Annotated in this window: 14 protein-coding genes, 1 tRNA gene, 1 pseudogene and 1 other annotated feature; of the genes and pseudogenes, 8 read left to right on the top strand and 8 right to left on the bottom strand. The window is 37.9% G+C overall.

Translation table 11 applies throughout. The features are described from left to right. Window positions 1-18 precede the first annotated feature (18 nt). A protein-coding gene (locus tag R2H34_RS11540) for an IS3-like element ISAba29 family transposase (protein WP_318342272.1) occupies window positions 19-1238 on the top strand; the annotation gives its coding sequence in 2 pieces (ribosomal slippage) (window positions 19-295 and window positions 295-1238; 1221 coding nt in all). Continuing rightward, window positions 294-410, top strand: a sequence feature (AL1L pseudoknot). It overlaps the preceding gene by 117 nt. A gap of 43 nt (window positions 1239-1281) precedes the next feature. On the opposite strand, the pseudogene R2H34_RS11535 reads toward R2H34_RS11540, so the two are convergent. The 3 genes and pseudogenes from R2H34_RS11535 to dnaQ form a co-directional block, all read right to left on the bottom strand. Next, window positions 1282-1476: pseudogene (locus R2H34_RS11535) on the bottom strand (NADH pyrophosphatase); the annotation flags it as partial. After that, on the bottom strand, window positions 1476-3122 hold the full coding sequence (locus tag R2H34_RS11530; protein ID WP_087540537.1) for a chemotaxis protein: 1647 nt from the start codon (window positions 3120-3122) through the stop codon (window positions 1476-1478). The gene R2H34_RS11530 and the pseudogene R2H34_RS11535, both read right to left, overlap by 1 nt. A 126-nt stretch (window positions 3123-3248) precedes the next feature. Beyond that, window positions 3249-4595 carry a DNA polymerase III subunit epsilon gene (dnaQ, locus tag R2H34_RS11525; protein WP_004912389.1) on the bottom strand — a complete coding sequence of 449 codons (1347 nt, stop codon included), beginning with the start codon at window positions 4593-4595 and terminating at the stop codon, window positions 3249-3251. A gap of 280 nt (window positions 4596-4875) precedes the next feature. Between dnaQ and R2H34_RS11520 the strand changes: the two genes are divergently transcribed. From R2H34_RS11520 to R2H34_RS11495, 6 genes are all read left to right on the top strand, one after another. Further along, the gene (locus tag R2H34_RS11520) at window positions 4876-8121 is read left to right on the top strand and encodes a lytic transglycosylase (protein ID WP_087540539.1); all 3246 of its coding nucleotides are present in this window, start codon (window positions 4876-4878) and stop codon (window positions 8119-8121) included. Between the two features lie 6 nt (window positions 8122-8127). Continuing rightward, window positions 8128-9966 (top strand): extracellular solute-binding protein, encoded by a 1839-nt coding sequence (locus tag R2H34_RS11515; RefSeq protein WP_087540541.1) that lies wholly within the window; start codon window positions 8128-8130, stop codon window positions 9964-9966. 24 nt (window positions 9967-9990) lie between these two features. Continuing rightward, window positions 9991-11061 carry a microcin C ABC transporter permease YejB gene (gene yejB, locus R2H34_RS11510; protein ID WP_087540543.1) on the top strand — a complete coding sequence of 357 codons (1071 nt, stop codon included), beginning with the start codon at window positions 9991-9993 and terminating at the stop codon, window positions 11059-11061. Then, window positions 11061-12071 carry an ABC transporter permease gene (locus R2H34_RS11505; RefSeq protein ID WP_318342271.1) on the top strand — a complete coding sequence of 337 codons (1011 nt, stop codon included), beginning with the start codon at window positions 11061-11063 and terminating at the stop codon, window positions 12069-12071. The genes yejB and R2H34_RS11505 overlap by 1 nt, the downstream gene beginning before the upstream one ends. Next, window positions 12046-13632, top strand: a complete 1587-nt coding sequence (locus R2H34_RS11500) for a dipeptide ABC transporter ATP-binding protein (protein WP_087540547.1) — start codon at window positions 12046-12048, stop codon at window positions 13630-13632. Before R2H34_RS11505 ends, R2H34_RS11500 begins: the two co-directional genes overlap by 26 nt. A 112-nt stretch (window positions 13633-13744) precedes the next feature. Beyond that, window positions 13745-14989 carry an NADH:flavin oxidoreductase/NADH oxidase family protein gene (locus R2H34_RS11495; protein ID WP_318342270.1) on the top strand — a complete coding sequence of 415 codons (1245 nt, stop codon included), beginning with the start codon at window positions 13745-13747 and terminating at the stop codon, window positions 14987-14989. 5 nt (window positions 14990-14994) lie between these two features. Here R2H34_RS11495 and R2H34_RS11490 read toward each other — a convergent pair whose 3' ends face one another. The 4 genes from R2H34_RS11490 to pyrC form a co-directional block, all read right to left on the bottom strand. Beyond that, window positions 14995-15678 (bottom strand): glutathione binding-like protein, encoded by a 684-nt coding sequence (locus R2H34_RS11490; protein ID WP_087540550.1) that lies wholly within the window; start codon window positions 15676-15678, stop codon window positions 14995-14997. A 163-nt stretch (window positions 15679-15841) separates the two neighbouring features. Next, window positions 15842-15917: transfer RNA gene (locus R2H34_RS11485), tRNA-Glu, on the bottom strand. A gap of 19 nt (window positions 15918-15936) precedes the next feature. Then, window positions 15937-16602, bottom strand: a complete 666-nt coding sequence (rnt, locus tag R2H34_RS11480) for a ribonuclease T (RefSeq protein WP_004912370.1) — start codon at window positions 16600-16602, stop codon at window positions 15937-15939. Continuing rightward, window positions 16587-17621, bottom strand: a complete 1035-nt coding sequence (gene pyrC, locus R2H34_RS11475; protein ID WP_005402315.1) for a dihydroorotase — start codon at window positions 17619-17621, stop codon at window positions 16587-16589. Before pyrC ends, rnt begins: the two co-directional genes overlap by 16 nt. 162 nt (window positions 17622-17783) lie before the next feature. Here pyrC and R2H34_RS11470 point away from each other — a divergent pair, with 162 nt between their 5' ends. Then, the gene (locus tag R2H34_RS11470) at window positions 17784-19046 is read left to right on the top strand and encodes a GGDEF domain-containing protein (protein WP_087540552.1); all 1263 of its coding nucleotides are present in this window, start codon (window positions 17784-17786) and stop codon (window positions 19044-19046) included. A gap of 62 nt (window positions 19047-19108) precedes the next feature. Here R2H34_RS11470 and R2H34_RS11465 read toward each other — a convergent pair whose 3' ends face one another. Further along, window positions 19109-20308, bottom strand: a complete 1200-nt coding sequence (locus R2H34_RS11465) for a L,D-transpeptidase family protein (protein WP_087540554.1) — start codon at window positions 20306-20308, stop codon at window positions 19109-19111. Between the last annotated feature and the right edge of the window lie 16 nt (window positions 20309-20324).

Genomic DNA, 20324 nt, shown 5'->3' with positions numbered 1-20324 from the left:
TTCTGAGAGACTATTCCGATGAAAAAACCAAACTATACCCCCGAAATTAGAGAAAGAGCGGTTCAATTACTAATTGAATCTGAAAAAGATTATCCTTCTACTTGGGCAGCAATCACAGCTATTGCTCCTAAAATCGGTTGTACTCCTGAAACATTGCGTGTTTGGTATTTAAAGCATATGGATCAACTAAATCCTGCCAAAGTACAACAGAAATCTGACCAAGAAAAAATGAAGCAAATGGAACGTGAAATTAAAGAATTAAAGCGTGCCAATGAAATTCTACGCAAAGCAGCCGCTTTTTTCGCCCAGGCGGAGCTCGACCGCCCACACAAATAATGGTGGATTTTATCCAGAACAATAAAGATCGATATGGTGTTGAAGCGATTTGTAGAATTTTACCGATTGCAGCTTCGACCTATTATCGGGCTTTAGATCTCGTTGATAACCCAGAACATCGAGCGAAACGTGCTCTGCATGATTTACATCATGCAGAGCAAATCAAACGTATTTGGAAAGAAAGTTTAGGTCGATATGGTGTGCGTAAGGTCTGGCAACAATTGAAACGTGAAGGTTATGTTATCGCACGTTGTACAGTTGCTCGATTGATGCAGAAGCTAGGTATACAAGGTGTTTGGCGTGGTAAGAATAAACAAACCACCCGTAGCCGAGATGATCAAAAACGAGCAGATGACTTAGTAAAACGCAATTTTAATGCAGATCATCCTGACCAGCTGTGGGTCGCTGACTTCACGTATATTCAAACTCATTCAGGCTGGGTCTACACCGCATTTATTATTGATGTGTTCTCGCGAACAATTGTTGGATGGAAAGTATCAACACGGATGAATACAGATATGGTACTTGATGCACTGGAGCAAGCATTGCATGATCGAGGCATGCCAAAGAATGTGATTCATCATTCCGACAGAGGTGTGCAATATCTTTCCATTCGCTATACCAATCGTTTAGAAGCAGCAAATTTACGAGCATCAGTCGGTACAACGGGTGATTCATACGATAATGCTCTGGCTGAAACGGTGAATGGCTTATACAAAACAGAGGTGATTGAATATTTAAAAGCAGATTGGCAAGGTTTAGCGGATGTACAACTTGCGACATTAAATTGGGTAGATTGGTTCAACAAAAAGCGTGTACACAGTGCACTGGGTTATGTATCGCCTTTTGAGTTTGAAGCAATGTACTATGATAAGATTAATCCGTTAGGTCAGGTGGCCTAACTTAAATAAAAAAGTCTCCGATAAACCCGGTACGGTTCAATTGTATGAGTTCTCTGATCGGAACTAATTGATAGCCCTCTGGAATTGGCTCGTCATCAAGAAGATCACGTGCAATTACTTGATCATCGTGATGAATAGGCAAATCACTTGCTAACTTTTCAACTTGAGGTAACTGTAAATTTTCATCTACTAAGAGCTTTTGATGTTGAAAAATATAAGCAAGTGATAGTTGGGTCATTATGCCGCTGCGCTTTGTAACTGTTGACTGTTTGATAATGCCACATCAAACATAGATTGCAACACAGGTTGTTTGTTCTTTAAGTTATCAACTAATAGATCAAGTCCTGCGACAACATTTAAAATACAGTTAATGTGTTCAGCCTCAAAAGTTTCATTTTGAGTAAGTCGATGTTCTGCAAATTGAACTGCACCTAACAAAGCGGTTTGTTGTGCAGTACTTCCCAAGAATAGGGCAGCACCTGATAGTTCTTTGAGATAAATAGGCAGAGACTCTAAATTGTGTGCTGTAGAGTCTTGAGCGTAAAGACTAAGTGTTTGGGTAAGCGTTTCAATGAGAGTTTTGGTTTCGCTTAATAAAGCTTTGTGCGCCTCATCTAAACGATCCAAAGAGATTTGCATGTTATTCACACGTAATTGTAAACGACTTGAAGTATAGTTACGCTCAAGAATCCCGATAGAATTCATCGAAGCCAAGATACTATTCATTAAATGTTGTACTGATGCTGCATCAGTCAATGTATTTGTTTGGCTGAGTTTTTCTGCTTGCTGCGTCAGTTCTTTTGCCGCTTCATTTAGATTGAGAATTTTAAATACATTTGAGAGCTGATGAAGTTTTTGCTGAAGTTCTTGAGTTTTTTCAGCAGACATATTTTCATGGTTATATTCAATCTCGTTGCGGATTTGAGCCATCTCATCCGTCATTAGTTGGCTAATGGTATGAATGGTTTCGTAGTCTGGTCCGTACAAATGGCGACTCAAAACTTGTAGCTGAGTATCACTGAGTAACTCATCACCAATATTAAGCTGTTCACGAATATGATGAGAAAGATCATCTTCTTGACTGATACAAATACTCAAGATATCTGCTAAATCATTTAAGTCAGTTTGAAATGCATTTGGATTAGCAAGAAATTGACCAATATTGGTTTCAATCTTAATAAATGTACGTAAGCGTGCTTCGGTAATTAGTAGATCTTCAATATGTCCTAAACCTACATTCACAAGTTGCCAATATTGTTGACTTGGCAAACCCGATGCTAAACCAGCCATATAAACCGCAACAAGTTTTAAGCCCTGTAAATCCAAAGGTGTTTCTGCTTGTTTTATCAGTTTATTTAAGCACAATTTATATAACTGATGGACATACTGTGATTTTTCTAAATCAGGGGCCTTTGGCAAATCAAAATTTGGCGTAAAGCAATCCAATAAAGGTTGAATCGTTTGACCTTCTTTAGTGATTGGCTTGCCTAATGCTTTTTCTAAACGATTGAGTGTATCTAATAGGAACTGTGGAACTTTAACTTCACGTAAACAAATGAATTCGATATAACGTTTCAGCATGGTTGTGCCTTCGCTCAAAGCCACAACATCACTGGTTTTAATTTGTTCAGGTTGAGCCATGATTTTACGCATAAGCTCAGCAGAGTATTGCGTAATCTGCGATAGGTGTGGGATATCAATCAACGCTAGAACATTCGTGCATTGTTCAAACTGATTGAGAGCATCATCAATCCCAAATGGCAAGGCTTGTTCTTCGGCAAGAGTATTGACTGCAGTCTCTACCAATTTAATCGAATTATCGATCTCATTTTTTATTATTAATAATGCCGTTGGGTCGAAATGAATCGAGGTTTGGTAAGACATATGACCTACACCTTTCCTAAGTTGTTATATCCATGAACCCTCTATGGAGAGGGTTTAAATCTTTAAGAGTTAATATAACTTAACTTTGAAAGCTTGAAACAAAAAAACCTGAACTTATAAGCAAATTTATTTTGCAAAAAAGCATGGTTTTCCATGTTTTTCTTCGAATTGTTTGACCCAAGTCTCATGTTGCTGAAGTTCATCATCAGTCGGGTAAATAATTGGCAAATCAATTTGTACGCGTTGGCGAGTGGTTTTATTCTGTTGTTGTTCTGTTTGGGATAAGGCATCCATATCAAATGAGACTTGTCCACCTGTCATCGCCAAGTAAACATCAGCCAAAATTTCAGCATCGAGTAATGCACCGTGGAAGGTACGATCGCGAGCAGGAATTTCATAACGACGGACTAAGGCATCAAGTGAATTTTTTTGACCAGGATGCTTGTTTTTAGCAAGGGCGAGTGTATCCGTAACTTCACAAACTTCTGATAATGCTGGAAGCCCCGCGCGTTTAAACTCCATATCTAAGAAGTTCATATCGAAGGTCGCATTATGTGCAATAATTTCAGCACCTTTTAAAAATTCGAAAAGTACATCTGCGATTTCAGCATATTTAGGTTTGTCCGCTAAGAATTCATCAGTGATACCGTGTACATCGACTGAGTCGCCAACTGGTTTTTCTGGGTTAATATAAATATGAATTGAACTACCAGTAAGCTTACGATTAATCATTTCGATTGCACCCACCTCAATGATTCGATCGTTGTCTTGATAATAGAAACCTGTCGTTTCTGTATCTAGAATCAATTGGCGAGGGCCTTGTAGATTTAATTTTGCATCTGTAATTACAATGTATGAGTTTGAAGATTCATTTACAGATTTAACCTCTATATTTTCTTCGATTTGCTCTGTAACTTGTAAATCAATTTCAATCTCTTCAATCAACTCATCTGCTTCTGCATCAAGGTCCAAACCGAAGGGATCATCAAGCAGCCAATCAGATTCAGGCTTTTTTGTATCAGCGTTAGCCTGCGTCATTTTTGAGCTTTGTTTTGCAGTTTGTTCAGCACCCATGTTTGCTAGTTGATCAGCCATTTCATTTCCTCGATGGCCCGCATGACCTTTGATCCAGTTCCACTCGATATTTCTATTTGCGCACACGGCGTCTAATTTTTTCCACAAATCAGGATTTTTGACATCTTTCCAATTTTTCTTTTTCCAACCATGTATCCATTCAGTGATACCTTGTTTTACATAGTTTGAATCTGTCCAGATAATGAGGTGAGCATCGACTGGGCAAAAAGAAACACCTTCTATCGCTGCAGTTAATTCCATTCGATTATTGGTTGTTTCTAGCTCACCACCATAAATTTTATGTTCTTCGGTTTCTGTAATGATATAAGCCCCCCAACCACCTAATCCTGGATTGCCTTTACATGCGCCATCTACATAAAGTGTGATTGTTTGAGACATAGTTGAACCTAAAAGTTTAAACGAGAATGGTAAAGCGGATCATCATCAAAATAAGCAGAGTACTTTTAAAAAGTACAAGCGAAAACAGTGTATCACCCCTTGATTACGGGCGGTATTGTAAAGCTAAATTGCATTGATGAACGTTACAAAACTCATCTTTTTTAATTTCTTGTAACATTTCGATGCGAATCACGTTAAATTATTGCCTTGTCTAAGTGACATGCTTTACTACAATGGCAAATCGAAGAAATAAACTAGCGTGAGTTGACTGGAAGTTTTTATGTATAAATCGACCACATTGGTGTGGCAACAATCTGCAACATCATTATTTAAAATTACTGTACTGACTTCTGCTTTAGCTGCGCTAGGAATCACGACAGGGTGTTCAACTACACCTCAGTCTTCTAAAGTCTCATCATCAAAACAATTAGGTTCTGGCTATTTGGATGCTAGTAGTTTGGATTCGCTTGAGGATTTACTATCAGCAACCGATATGCGTGCAGTAGAGGGTGATCGATTACTTGTTTTAAAACACGGTGATGTGTGGAAACGTATGACTGTTGGATTCAAAATGGATTTAAACCATTGGGATTCACGTATTGAAGCACAGCGTGGTTGGTTTATTTCTCGTCAACCTTACTTAGATCGTTTGAGTGCGCGTGCCAGTCGATATCTATATCACACTGTGAAAGAGGCTGAACGCCGTGGTATGCCAACTGAATTGGCTTTGCTACCAGTTATCGAAAGTTCATACGATCCAGCAGCAACGAGTAGTGCAGCAGCAGCAGGATTATGGCAATTTATTCCTAGTACTGGACGTATTTATGGTTTACAGCAAACCAGTCTTTATGATGGTCGTCGTGACGTAGTTGAATCTACGCGTGCTGCATATGAGTTTTTAGGTAGCTTGTACAACCAGTTTGGATCATGGGAGTTAGCATTAGCTGCTTACAACGCAGGTCCTGGACGTATTCAACAAGCGATTAACCGTAATAAGGCAGCTGGCTTACCAACTGATTATTGGTCATTAAAATTGCCACAAGAAACAATGAACTATGTACCTCGTTTCTTAGCAGTTGCTCAAATTATCAAAAATCCAAGTGCTTATGGCGTGGCTTTACCTCCAATTGCCAATCGTCCTCACTTCCGTGAAGTCAGTTTGTCAGCACCTTTAGATCTGAATCAAATTTCATCTATTACAGGTCTAAGTCGTGCAGAGTTATATGCGCTCAACCCTGCATATCGTGGTGAAACGGTTGATCCAACAAGTCCGATGCGTATTTTGATTCCTGCAGATTTGAGCCCATCGATCGATGCAAAACTTCGTTCGGGTAAATCAAGTTCTAGTGGCTTCTGGGCAAGCAATCAGACTCCACCTGCTATGAATAATACATTGAGTACTTCAACGACAACGCGTACAAGTACTGGACAGGCCATTAGTCCTTCGACAAAAACACCTCCGCCATTAACGGCAAGCACTACAACGCGTCCAACATCTACCACAACGACGAAGATGAGTACGCCTAAAGGTGCTGATGCATTGGCATCTTTTGCTGCTGCTGCTGATGTACCAAGTGCACCTCGTATTCCAGTGGCGATTACACCTGCGCCTAATGTCAAACCTGTGAATATTGAACCACCAATTTCACTAAAAGAGCGTGAGCAAATCGTTGCAGCGGTAAAAGACGAAGGTGAGAAGAAAACTGTTGCTCAAGTTTTAGAGCCTCAACCTACGCAGGCTGAAAAAGACCAAGTTGTTGCTGAAATTAAAGCAATTGCACCGAAAGGAACTGAAATTGTTGATCCTTTTGATGGCAAGATTAAGCTCACTGCGATCCAAACTAGCCAATCAGTTGCTGATGAAAAAGGTCAAGAAGTCACTAAAGGATTCGCTTATCCAAAAAACTTGGTTGAAGACGAAACGACTGCGAACAGTGATGATGCTAAACGAAACCAAGGTAAACCTTATATTAAAACGGACACCGATGTTGTTGTTGTAGCACCAAAAGGCAAACGTAGTACTTATGTCGTATTACCTGGTGACACATTGGCTGTGATTGCACAGAAAAATGGAGTGAACTGGCGTGATATCGCGCAGTGGAACCAAATTGATCCAAATGGAACCTTGTTTGTAGGTACTAGCTTGTATCTCTATGATGCAAAACCACAAGCTGAAGTTGTGAAAGCAACAGAAAATAAGCCTGATAGCTATGTCGTTCAATCAGGTGATAGTCTTACCAATCTTGCTGCTCGTTTTGATTTGAGTATCAAACAACTAGCCGATTTTAATAATTTATCAGTTACTGATGGATTATTTGTAGGGCAAAAACTGAGCTTAAAAGAGCCAAAAAATTCAATACGTAGTTCTCAACAAAGTAGTCGTGAGATTGATAAAGTTTCCACTAATAAAAAAGTGGCAACAAAATCATATACTGTGAAACGCGGTGAATATCTCAAATTAATTGCTGATCGTTATGCATTATCAAATCAAGAGTTGGCTGACCTAACTTCAGGTTTAACGGCTACGAGCAATTTGATGGTTGGTCAAAAAATCAATGTACCTCTACATGAGGTATCTAAAGTAGATGAGCCTACTGAATCAAATGCTAAGGTTAACTATAGCAATGTGACAGCTTCAACAAGTTATAAAACTGAAAATTATACGGTTCAACGTGGTGATACCTTATCCAGTATTGCCAGTAAATCGAAAATAACATTGAGTGAACTGGCTGATCTAAATAACTTGAAGTCCAACAGTGGTGTGCGTTTAGGTCAAACCTTGAAGATACCAGCAGGTTCATCTGTTCCAGAGCAGTACGTCGTTCAATCAGGTGATAGTTTAAATGCAATCGCTGGCAAATATGATTTAAGTGTAAATTATATTGCTGATTTGAATGGATTGGAGCGTACTGCTGGATTACGTGTAGGACAACGTTTAAAACTTGCTGGCGATGCACCTTCCAAGTCATCAAATGTCACAGCGACAAAAGTCAAAGATAAAGATGAAACGGCACCTGATATTTACACCGTAAAATCAGGAGATACTTTAAGTAATATTGCTAGTCGTTATTATCTACAGCTCGATTATGTAGCTGCATTAAACGGCTTGTCACGTAACAGTACAGTTCGCATTGGTCAGAAGCTCAAACTTTCTGGTGATGTACCAAAAACAGAAACAGCAAAAGTTGAGTCAAGTAAAACGAGCTCGAAATCTGTTTCTAGTAAAAATACGGAAAAATATACTGTAAAAGCTGGTGAATCCCTCAACAGTATTGCAAATCGTTTTGGTATGTCGACTCGTGAATTAGCTGATCTTAATGACTTGAAAGCAAATGCTGGCTTGCAGCGAGGTCAAACGATTTCTGTTCCTAAAGTTGTCACTGAATACAAGGTGAAGCGTGGTGATACCTTAATTGGTTTAGCAAGTAAATATGGTATGGAAACTAGCGCTTTGGCTGAGATGAATGATTTAACGCCAAGTACACAATTGCGTATAGGTGATGTTATTAAAGTGCCAAACCTTTAAGTACTGATGCTTTCATTATCTACAACTCAAAAGCTTAGTCTATTCGGACTAAGCTTTTTTGCTCAAACCGCATTTGCAGCCCTTCAAACCACTCCATACTTAGCGATGCATGTGCAGCCTAAATATGCCAATTTTTCAGTCATGCCATATGCGGATGTTAAAGCACCTAAAGGTGGTTTATTTAGCCAATCCACATTAGGCACTTTCGATAATTTAAATAGTATGAATGGAAAAGGGAGTGCAACAGAGGGCGTGAACTATCTTTTTGATAGTTTAATGGATCGTTCTTTGGATGAGCCACGAGTGATGTATCCACTACTGGCTGAAAAAGTAACTTACGATCCTGACAATCTGAAGTTCGTAATTTTTCACCTGAATCCTAAAGCACGATTTAATAACGGGCAGGCATTAACATCGGATGATGTGAAATTTACTTTTGATACATATCAAACCAAAGCAAATTTTGGTTTGCAGATGTATTTATCAGATTTGGCAAAAACCGAAATTCTATCAAAGCACCAAATCAAATTTATATTTAAATCCAACAAAAATGTTGAAATGCCATTAATTGTGGCGAGTCTTCCAATTTACTCAAAAGCAGATTGGAAAAACAGAGATTTTACTCGCATTACGCTGCAACCTATTATTGGCTCAGGGCCTTATATAGTTGATCGTATCGATGCGGGTCGTAGTATTACTTATAAAAGCAGTCCAAATTACTGGGCGAAAGACCTCGCTGTTAACCAAGGGCGTTATAACTTTGATCGACTAAAATATGTGTATTATCGAAACTTAGAAGTGAGTTTCGAGGGATTTAAATCTCAACAATTTTATTTCTATGAAGAAAAAAATATCCGTAATTGGGTGATGGGGTATAATTTTCCATCTTACCGATCAGGTTGGGTTAAAAAGTATAAGGCTCAATTAAGCACCCCACTGGATATACAAAGTTTAGTATTTAATACACGACGATCACCATTTCAAGATATTTATTTCAGACAGGCATTAACTTACGCCTATGATTTTGAATGGCAAAATAAAGCACTTTTTTTTAATCAAAATAGACGACTACAGAGTTTTTTTGATAATACTGACTTAGCCGCAGTTTCTAAACCGAGTTCTGCTGAGCTGAAGATTTTAAAACCTTATCTAGCGAAGCTTCACCCGATCATCCAACAAGGTGTAGTCGCAGATTGGCGTTATCCTAAGTCGGACGCTAGTGGATTTAATCGTAATAACTTACTACACGCACAAACAATCCTGAAACAAGCAGGATATAAGATCGTTAATGGTAAATTGCATGATCCTCAAGGTCGATTGATTCAAATAGAATTATTACTTCAACAAGAGAATCCACAACGTGAGCTGATGCCATTCGTGCGTAATTTAAAGCGACTTGGAATACAGGTCAATTTGCGTCAAGTGGATGTCCCGCAGTATATGGAGCGGATACGTCGTCAAGATTTCGATATGATGGTTTTTAAAATGCCGCAGACTTTGACCCCTGGAAAAGAGCAGGCACAGTTTTGGGGAAGTAGGGCTGCAAATGAAGCAAATAATTATAACTATGCAGGAATACAATCTCCTGTAATTGATCAAATTATTGGAAAAATAATTGCAGCTAAAAGTCGAGATGAAGTTGTACTCTATACTCGAATTCTAGATCGCTTACTGCGTGCGGGCTATTACCATATTTTGACATATGGTAAACCAGATCGTTGGTTTGCTTATTGGGATATTTATCAGCAACCAAAAACTAAACCAAAACTTTCTGTCGGGTGGGAATATTGGTGGGTTGATGCAAAGAAAGCCAAGATGCTCAATCAATCTTCGATTAAACATTAAATCAAATAATGAAGGATTAAGTTTATGCTTCACTATATTCTGAAAAGAATGATTTTGATGATTCCGACATTATTTTTTATTCTGTTAATCAATTTTATCATCGTACAAATCGCACCTGGCGGCCCAGTTGAGCAAGCCATACAACAAATACAAAATGCTCAAGGATTGGGTGTAAACCCAAATAATTCAAATACGCTGGGTGAATTGGCTCAGTATGAAGGCGCTCGCGGCTTAAGCCCTGAGATGATCGAAAAAATTAAAGCGCAATATGGGTTTGATCAGCCTGCTTATGAACGGTTTTGGATCATGCTCAAAGCATATTTAACCCTTGATTTTGGAACAAGCTTTTTCAAGGATAAAACAGTTGTACAATTACTGTATGAAAAACTTCCTGTTACCTTGTCCTTAGGTATATGGAGTACTTTCCTGATCTATATGATTGCAATTTCGCTAGGGATCAGCAAAGCCAAAAAGAATGGTTTGCTTTTTGACCGTGCGACCTCATTGTTATTGGCAATTAGTTACGCCGTCCCATCATTTGTATTTGCTATTGTACTTGTGGTTTTTTTTGCAGGTGGAAGTTATTGGCAGTGGTTTCCTTTACAAGGATTAGTGTCGGAAAATTTCGAGCATTTAAGCTTTATAGGAAAAGTTAAAGATTATCTTTGGCATATGTGCTTGCCGATTATCAGTATGGTATTGGGAAGTTTTGCTGCTTTGACGTATTTGACGAAATATTCTTTTGTTGAAGAACTTAATAAGCCTTATGTGCTGACAGCAAGATCAAAGGGATTGAATGAAAATCAGGTACTTTTTCGACATGTATTCCGCAATGCGATATTGATTGTTGTTGCTGCTTTACCTGAAACCTTGGTTGGTATTTTCTTTGTTGGTAATTTATTTATCGAAATCATTTTTAATTTGGATGGCGTAGGATTATTGGGTTTTGAAGCGATTACGCAACGTGATTATCCTGTGATTTTTGGTACTTTATTTCTATTTACATTCTTCGGTTTAATTCTTCGCCTTATAGGGGACGTACTTTATCACTGGATAGACCCTCGCATTGATTTTGAATCACGAGGTGGGCGTTGATGTCACCTTTAATGAGAAATCGACTATATCGTTTTAAGCAAAATAAATTGGGATTTTTCAGTTTAATCTTATTTTTGATTATTTTTAGTCTTTCTATCTGCGCTGAGTTTATAGCAAATGATAAACCTCTGCTTGTTAGTTATAAGCAGTCACTCTATTTTCCCATATTCAAAGATTATCCTGAAACAACATTTGGTGGCGTATTTGAAACTTCGACTGATTATCAGGATCCTGCTGTAAAACAATTGATCCAACATCATGGCTGGATGATTTCACCAACTGTAGCTTTTTCATATCAAACTCCAAATTTATCTCTCACTGTTCCTGTACCATCTCAGCCGACATTACAAAATTGGTTAGGGACAGATGATCAAGGTCGTGACGTATTTGCTCGCATCTTGTATGGTCTAAGGGTTTCACTTTTATTTGGAATCGGGCTAACTATAGCGGCAGCTTGCATCGGAATAGTTGTAGGTGCAGTACAAGGGTATTATGGTGGTTGGATTGATCTAATTGGACAGCGACTCTTGGAGGTGTGGGGGGGCTTACCCATGCTGTTTATTGTGATGATATTGGTCAGTATGTTTAGCCCAAATGTATATTGGCTCTTTTTAATTATGTTGTTATTTGGATGGACTGAATTAGTAGGATTAGTAAGAGCTGAGTTTTTGAGAGCACGAAATTTTGATTATGTATGCGCTGCTCAGGCTTTAGGTGTCAAAGACCATAATATTATTTTTAAACATATTTTACCAAATGCAATCAGTTCAAGTTTGTCGCAAATACCATTTATGCTTACAGCAAATATTATTGCTTTAACGGCATTAGATTTTCTTGGGTACGGATTACCTGCGGATGCAGCATCGTTAGGCGAGCTGTTGTTGCAAGGGAAAAATAATTTAGATGCACCATGGCTAGTATTGTCTGGCTTTTTTACTTTGGCAATTGTGCTATCACTTTTGATTTTTATTGGGGAGGCTGCTCGTGAAGCATTTGACCCAAAACAATAATATTGCCTTATTGAAAGTTCAGAAATTAAGTATTGAAAATCAATCAGGCACTAAGCTTGTTGATAACTTCAACTTTGAACTTCATCATTCACAGACTTTGGCAATCGTTGGTGAAAGCGGTTCAGGAAAATCAATAACTTGCCTTGCGATTTTGGGATTGTTATCTGATAGCCTTAAAGTAAAAGGTGAGATCCTGTTTGATGGTGTGGATTTGCTTAAAATGAATCAGCATCAATGGCAGCAAACTCGTGGCAAAAAAATTGGGATGATTTTTCAGGAGCCGATGACAGCACTTAATCCATTGCATTGTGTAGAAAAAATCGTTGGAGAGAATTTGTTGTTGCAAGGATTGTGTAAATCTGAAGTCAAAGAAAGGACTCTCGAGTTGTTGAATGAAGTCGGTTTAGAAGAAGCTACTCATCTCTTGAAACGATTTCCACACGAGCTTTCTGGTGGTCAACGGCAGAGAGTCATGATTGCTATGGCATTAGCATTGGAACCTGAAATTTTAATCGCTGATGAACCGACTACAGCTTTGGATGTTGTTTTACAAAGACAAATTCTTGATTTGCTCAAACAATTACAACACCATCATAAAATGGCAATTTTATTGATTAGTCATGATTTAAGTGTTGTTAAACAGTATGCAGATCAAGTGTTAGTTGTTAATCAAGGACGAATTGAACAGCAGGGTGATATAAATGAAATTTTTCAACATCCCAAAAACGAATATACCAAAAGCCTGTTGCACCATGATTTTGGGATTGCACTAGAACAAAATAGTGGAAAAACATTGCTTGAAATTCAAAATCTGTCAGTACGTTATCCGATTAGAAAAGGATTATTCAATCAAATAAAACAATATAAAACAGCTGTTAGTAATATTAGTTTCTCATTAATGTCAGGTGAGGCGTTAGGTATTGTGGGGCAAAGTGCCTCAGGCAAAACATCGCTAGCACTAGCAATTGCTCGACTTATTCCTAGTGAGGGAGAAATAAATTTTGAGACACATAATTTAAATCAACTAAATCAAAAACAGTTAAGACCTTTGCGTCAGCAATTTCAAATTGTCTTTCAAGATCCTCTAAGTAGTTTGAATCCTCGACTATCAGTTTTTCAAATCATCGCAGAAGGGCTTGAACTGAGTGCAGTAAAATCAAACCTGATCGAAAATATGATCGATGAGGTGTTAATGAAAGTTGAATTAACACCTTCTGAAAAATTTAAATACCCACATGAGCTTTCTGGTGGGCAAAGGCAACGAGTCGCTCTAGCGAGAGCCTTGGTTTTGAAACCAAAGTTGCTGATCTTAGATGAACCGACCTCAGCTCTTGACCGTATTACACAACAAGCAATTATTTTGCTTTTACGAAGGTTGCAACACCAAGAGCAGATCAGCTATTTAGTGATCAGTCATGACTTACAAGTCATAAAATCCCTCTGCCAAAATGTTTTGGTAATGCATGAAGGTAAAGCTTTGGAATATCAAGCTTCACAAGATTTATTTCGTGATCCTCAAAATGAATACACAAAATTATTGATTGAGGCGAGTTGTATATAGCATTGTAATTAAACTGACATATGTTATTGTCAACTTATCGGAAGATATCTTGACATCAACAATAATCAGATTAAATTAGAGTAATTACTCTAATTTGTAGCAGAGGATGACCATGAGTCAGATTGCAGACAGTATCCAAATTCGCAACACAACATTCAAAAATCGTATTATCAAAGGTGCTATGAGTGAAGCTTTAGCTAATCACGAAGGTCAGCCGAATGATTTACATATTGGATTGTATGAAGCTTGGGCTAAAGGTGGCTTGGGTTGTGCAATTACAGGAAATGTAATGGTTAACATTGCGGCTAAAAATGAGCCAGGTGTCGTTGCGATCGAAACTGAACGTGATTTGGCGAAGTTGCAACAATGGGCTGCGGTAGGCAAAAAATACGGTATGGTACAATTAATTCAGTTGTCACATCCGGGTCGTCAATGTCCAAAAGGATTAAACAAAGAAACAGTAGCACCGTCTGCTGTACCTTTTAGCCCGATGTTAGCAACGATGTTTGGTACTCCACGTGAGTTACGACATGAAGAAATTCTAGATATCATCCAACGTTTCGCTACAGCTGCTGCAGTTTGTGAAAAAGCTGGATTTGAAGGTGTACAGTTACATGGTGCTCATGGTTATTTGATTAGCCAATTTTTATCACCACTAACCAATAAGCGTACTGATGAATGGGGTGGTTCAATTGAGAACCGTATGCGTTTCTTAATTGAAATTTATAAAGCCGTTCGTGCTGCGACTTCAGAAAACTTTATTATTTCGGTAAAACTCAATTCAGCTGATTTCCAACGTGGTGGTATTACTGAAGAAGATGTGATTGCAGTATTTAAAGCAATTGATGCTGCAGGAATTGATATCATCGAGATTTCTGGTGGTACTTATGAAGCACCTGCAATGGCTGGTGCAAAGGCAGAATCACACAAAGCAAGCACTATTGCACGTGAAGCATATTTCTTAGAGTTCGCTGAAAAGATTCGTCAGCATGTCACATGTAAGTTAATGGTGACAGGTGGTTTCCGTACAGTCGCAGGTATGAATGCTGCACTGGAAAGTGGTGCATGTGATTTTATCGGGATTGCACGACCATTAGCGGTTGAAACAGATTTAACAAATAGCCTAATTGCAGGTAATGATGTGCGTTATGCTGTAAACCAAATTAAAACAGGCATTCCTTTTGTTGATAAAATGGCAATTATGGAAATCATTTGGTATGCGGCACAATTCAAAGCAATTGGTCAGGGTAAAAAACCAAATCCTAAATTATCACCATTACTTGTTTTCTTGAATTATGCCAAAGGCAATATTAAAGCGGTTGTTAAAGGTCGAGTGAATTCGCGTAAATCGGCATAACTGAATTACCACGCAATCGTCCAATAGGACTGAAACGTAGAAGCAGACCATTGTCCTTTGATTAAAGATTTTTTAAAGGCGGGTCTGTTTTCTATTTGGGCTAAATAACGCTGTATATGTTTAAATTGATGGTCATTTGCCGAGCAAGCCAATAATGGAAACCACATCAAAATATCTGCAACCGTAAATTGATTCCCAGCAAACCATAAATGATCTTTTAAATGCTTATCAATCATGGTCATTTGTTGCTGTAACGATGGATTTAAATAGCTTTGATCAAATCCATATTTTAAAAACTTTGAAACGAAGCGAACAGGAAATGGTGTACGTTGTACAATCTGGTGAAAAATTTGTTTGAGTAATAGGTCTGGAATAAATGTGGCTTCACAATAATTTTTCCAATAATAAAAACTTTGAAGTTGCGATCCTAATAATTTACTTTGCCCTAATTGAGGGTATAGATAAGATAAGTAATCAATAATCGCTGAAGTTTCGGCTAAGATAAAAATTTGTTCTTGATTTATTATTTCAACGGCAGAAAATTTCGATAATTGATGCGGTGAATTTTTCTTTTCATCTAAGTCCGAATGATGGTTGATGACTAATTCGTAGGGAAGTCCTAATTCTTCTAAAAACCAAACGATGCGTTGAGAACGTGAATTTTGTAAGTGGAATAAACGGATTTGCATATTAGGTTTAAATTTATAGTTTTGATCAGTTTTCAGTATAGGGTAGAAAATATGCTAAGGATAATAAAATAGATTTTTCAAAATAATTATTTTTTAGCAGCTCTACGTATAAAAAACTAATAAAAAAGCCACTGTCTGAATGATACAGTGGCTTTTTTGAATTTGGCGTCCCTACGGGGATTCGAACCCCGGTTACCGCCGTGAAAGGGCGATGTCCTAGGCCTCTAGACGATAGGGACTTCTTGAGGTGGATGTATATTAGGGCTCTGTCACCAAACTGTCAAGAAGGTGGGGTGATAGTTTGTTCAAAATATAGCAAAACAGTTCTGCTGTCTTTTGCGTATCGTATAAAGCAGAGTGAGCTTCTTTACCATCAAACTCAATTCCAGCTTGAATACATGCTCTTGCCAATACAGTTTGTCCAAACATCACCGCGCTAAGCGTGACCGTGTCAAAAACTGAAAAACTATGAAAAGGATTTTGGTTTTTAGTTCCTGAACGTGCGATAGCTGCTTGTAAAAAACCTAAATCAAAGTGTGCATTGTGTCCAACCAGTACAGCATGTGTGCAATGCTGTGCTTTTCGGACTTCATTCAATGATTTAAAAATACGGCGTAAAGCACCGCGTTCATCTTCAGCCATTGCAACACGCATAGGATTGAAAGGATCAATTCCAATAAAGTCTAAAGAACGACGATCGAGATTAGCACCTTCAAATGGATTAATGTGTGCATGAAAAGCAGGACCAGGTATAAATTGTCCCTGTTGATCATAGACAATTGGGATACATGCTATTTCAAGCAAAGCATCCGTTTGTGAGTTAAAACCTGCTGTCTCAACATCGACTACAACAGGTAAGAATCCACGGAAACGTTGACCAATGACAGGAGCTTGGTTTTCTTCGTGTGTCACACTTTTCTCCATTGCAGTGTCTTACCTGCATGAAGTGGGATAATTTTTTGACCATCAAGATAATCAAATGATTCTGCAACGGTATTTTCTTCTTTCACCAACGTAATGGTTGATGTATTTCTTGGCAAGCCATAGAAATCAGCACCGAACATACTTGCAAAACCTTCCAAGCGCTCTAACTTGCCAACTTGATCAAATGCTTGTGCGTAAAGCTCAATCGCATTTGGTGCACTATAGCAGCCTGCACAACCACAAGCATTTTCCTTGGCATTTTGAGCGTGTGGCGCACTATCAGTACCTAAGAAGAATTTTGGACTACCGCTTGTTGCCACTTCTAATAAAGTTGTTTGGTGTGTTTGACGTTTTAAAATCGGCAAGCAATAGAAATGAGGCTTCACACCACCAACCAACATATCATTTCGATTAAAAAGTAAATGTTGAGGTGTAATTGTTGCAGCTACATTACGATCTTGTTCAAGAACAAAATTTGCTGCATCACTGGTCGTGATATGTTCAAGTACGACTTTGAGCTTAGGGAATTGTTTCAATAAAGGAGAAAGAATTTCATCCAAAAAACGTTTTTCACGATCGAAAATATCTACATGGTTATGAGTTACTTCACCGTGAAGTAATAAAGGGACTTGGTGTTCTTCAAGTTGTTCAATGACAGCATAAACTTTGCGAATATCACTAACGCCATTATCAGAGTTTGTCGTTGCACCAGCAGGGTAAAGCTTGATTGCATTTACAAATTCTGATTCTTTGATTTTTCTAACTTCATCAGGCGATGTAAAGTCAGTAAAATAAAGCACCATGCGAGGATCAAAATTTAAGCCTTCAGGTACATGAGCAAGAATACGTTCACGATACGCTACAGCTTCTTCTACAGTTTTGACGGGTGGAACAAGGTTCGGCATACAAATCGCACGTGCGAATTGTTTAGCCAAATCGGGTACTGTGCGTTTTAATGCTAAGCCATCACGTAAATGAGCATGCCAATCATCGGGTTGTAAAAGCGTAATAGTATTCAAGGTGAACTTCAAACTTAAAAATAATACAAATAATAATGCATAAAGTGTGAAAATGGTAACTACATTTACGGATAAGTGGTTAAGCAAAGTGCATGACAAAATGAGAAATTGTGTTATTTTTATCCAGCACAAAAATACATCACCATAAGAAGAGTAAAAAGGATGGAAAATCAATATGATCTTGATGAATTACAGAGGTCTAAAGAGGATCTAGAGCAGCTTGTTGCTCGACACTATAAAGGTCAAAAAAAACAAAAAACTTTACCAGCAAAACTAGAAGAAGATTTCTGGAAATTTAACATTGATCGCACACGTATTAATGCGATTCAGTTTTTTGGACAAGGTGTCATTACTTACACGATTTTTGTCTTATTAATCTTACCTTCTAACTATTTGGTTATTCGTTCCAGTCCTCATTTTATTGTTGATTTTGTTTATAGCATTTTAAGTTTACTCATCATTGGTGCAGCATTATTTTTATTTTGGACTTTTTCTAGATTTAGAAAATTGAGCCGACTTTTTTATCCAGTTGCTTGCGTTATTGTCTTTTGCACAATTTTCTTTCCATCTTTATTGATGATGAGTGTGTCTAACGTTGTATTACAGAATCAGGCAATGGTACTGATTGCATTTTTGTATATGTTAGGCTTTATTCTGAGTGGAATAAAACCCAATCATATGCTGTGGATTGGAACACTGGCTGCAGTATGTATTTTATTATCCCTCTATTATTTTAATATACCGTGTGATTTTTTGATGCTTGGGCGCACGTTTATAGGAAGCTTGCTCTTAGGTTTTTCTATCAGCATCATGTTGACCTCAAAAGAAAGAAAACTATTTTTAAAAACTAAAATTTCGGAAATAAATGAGAGAATTCTCCGTTTACAAGCATCAGAACTTTTACATTTAAGCCAGCATGATGAATTAACAAAGGTTTCCAATCGACGAACTTTCGAGGAAATGTTTAGTTATTACTATGACATCGCTTGTAAAGAAAATAAGTCGATGTCAGTTCTGTTTATCGATATTGATTATTTTAAAAATTATAATGATTTTTATGGCCACCAAATGGGAGATCAGGTTATTTCGTCTATAGCGAAGACCATTAAAAGTTCAATTCGGCACATGGACTTTATCGCGCGCTATGGGGGGGAGGAATTTGTTGTATTACTTCCTGAAACATCGGCTCAAGGTGCTTATGCCGTCGCAACGAATATTTATAAAGCAATTGATCGGCAAATGATTCCTCATGAAAAATCATTAGTTTCAAATCATGTCACGATCAGCTTAGGAATTACGGTATTTAATGGTAATCCTAAAATTAGCCAAGAATTATTGATTCATACTGCTGATAAAGCACTTTATAGAGCCAAACAATTAGGTCGAAATCAAATCTATTATCAGCCACTGCCTGTTGTTGAATAATTATAGAATCAAAAAAAGCCAAATCATAAAATTCGGCTTTTTCAATTATGAAATGATTGGAATTATTCAAGGAATTTTACAGTCACACCTGAGCGAACTTTGTTACCCAAATCATTTGCATCCCAGTTCGTTAAACGAATACAGCCATGTGAAGCTGTTTTAGAGATTAATGAAGGACTTGGAGTACCGTGAATACCAAATGATTTTTTACTTAAACCAATCCAAATATTACCCACTGGCGCATTAGGACCTGGTGGTAAAGAAAGAGGTTTAAGGTTATTACCTTGAACAAAGTTAGACGGTGAATAGCTATACCAAGGATTTTTTGCAACGCCGACTACTTTATACGTACCAGTCGGAGAAGGCGTGTCAGTACTACCAATTGTTGCAGGAAATGAAGCAATCATTTGGTTGCGACTGTTGAAAAGATAAAGCTGACGAGCACCTTTATGTGCAACGATCAAGTGAATATCTTCTGGTAAATCATTACGCACATTGGCAACAATAATTTTTTCACCAGCTTTTTTGAAAGTTGCTGTTGGGTTGATCTTTTTCAAGAAGTTTTCATCCATATGAAACTTCTCACCCAACATTTCTGTTACACGTGTGTAATACAAACCTTTCATTTTTGCTTGTAAAGCATAATCAGAAGGAATTGATTCGGCATATGGACCTTTCAAATCTGCTTCTGTAATTGTGTATTCTACATAAGCTGGTTTAGTTTGTTTCGCAACTAATGCATCCCAAGTTTCCTTGGTAAGTTCACCTGTCGGTGTTAAACCATTCATCTGTTGGAAAGATGCAATTGCTTTTAAAGTGTTTTTACCATTTGAGCCATCAATTGCACCAGGTGAAGCATGTGCATTGTTTAGCATTACATGAGCACGCGCATATACCGGAAATTGACCCTTACCAATATTTTCATACCATTCTGAATTGTTCAGACTGTCTAAAGTCCAAGTAACTTTTGGTGCTGGGTTTGTATTGGTTGTATCAGGAGTATTTTCTAGTTTTGAAGAAACTGCTGAAGCAACACCTGTGTTTACTTGAGGATCAGAAACTGCATTATCAGCGACACTAGATGCTGGTTGAGCAACAACGCTTGAAGCAGCTGAACGATCTACTGCTAAAGGATCAATCGGATCTTGAACAGGTGCCGAGATTTTTTTTGGATTTAAAGGTTGCTCAGTTGTTGGGGCAGCAAAAGCAACATTGGCAATAATACAACTTAAACTCATAGCGAGTAATGAGCGAACGAACATGTAATTCAACCTTAAG

The sequence above is a fragment of the Acinetobacter sp. 16 genome (genome assembly GCF_033439925.1).
Taxonomy (GTDB): Bacteria; Pseudomonadota; Gammaproteobacteria; order Pseudomonadales; family Moraxellaceae; genus Acinetobacter; species Acinetobacter junii.
Note: the sequence above shows the minus strand (reverse complement) of the source record. Positions and strands in the feature narration are given on the sequence as shown.

Coding starts and splice junctions, on each gene's coding strand:
- R2H34_RS11530 (WP_087540537.1), bottom strand. CDS start 3,122: ATGTCTTACCAAACCTCGATTCATTTCGACCCAACGGCATTATTAATA.
- dnaQ (WP_004912389.1), bottom strand. CDS start 4,595: ATGTCTCAAACAATCACACTTTATGTAGATGGCGCATGTAAAGGCAAT.
- R2H34_RS11520 (WP_087540539.1), top strand. CDS start 4,876: ATGTATAAATCGACCACATTGGTGTGGCAACAATCTGCAACATCATTA.
- R2H34_RS11515 (WP_087540541.1), top strand. CDS start 8,128: ATGCTTTCATTATCTACAACTCAAAAGCTTAGTCTATTCGGACTAAGC.
- yejB (WP_087540543.1), top strand. CDS start 9,991: ATGCTTCACTATATTCTGAAAAGAATGATTTTGATGATTCCGACATTA.
- R2H34_RS11505 (WP_318342271.1), top strand. CDS start 11,061: ATGTCACCTTTAATGAGAAATCGACTATATCGTTTTAAGCAAAATAAA.
- R2H34_RS11495 (WP_318342270.1), top strand. CDS start 13,745: ATGAGTCAGATTGCAGACAGTATCCAAATTCGCAACACAACATTCAAA.
- R2H34_RS11490 (WP_087540550.1), bottom strand. CDS start 15,678: ATGCAAATCCGTTTATTCCACTTACAAAATTCACGTTCTCAACGCATC.
- rnt (WP_004912370.1), bottom strand. CDS start 16,602: ATGGAGAAAAGTGTGACACACGAAGAAAACCAAGCTCCTGTCATTGGT.
- R2H34_RS11470 (WP_087540552.1), top strand. CDS start 17,784: ATGGAAAATCAATATGATCTTGATGAATTACAGAGGTCTAAAGAGGAT.
- R2H34_RS11465 (WP_087540554.1), bottom strand. CDS start 20,308: ATGTTCGTTCGCTCATTACTCGCTATGAGTTTAAGTTGTATTATTGCC.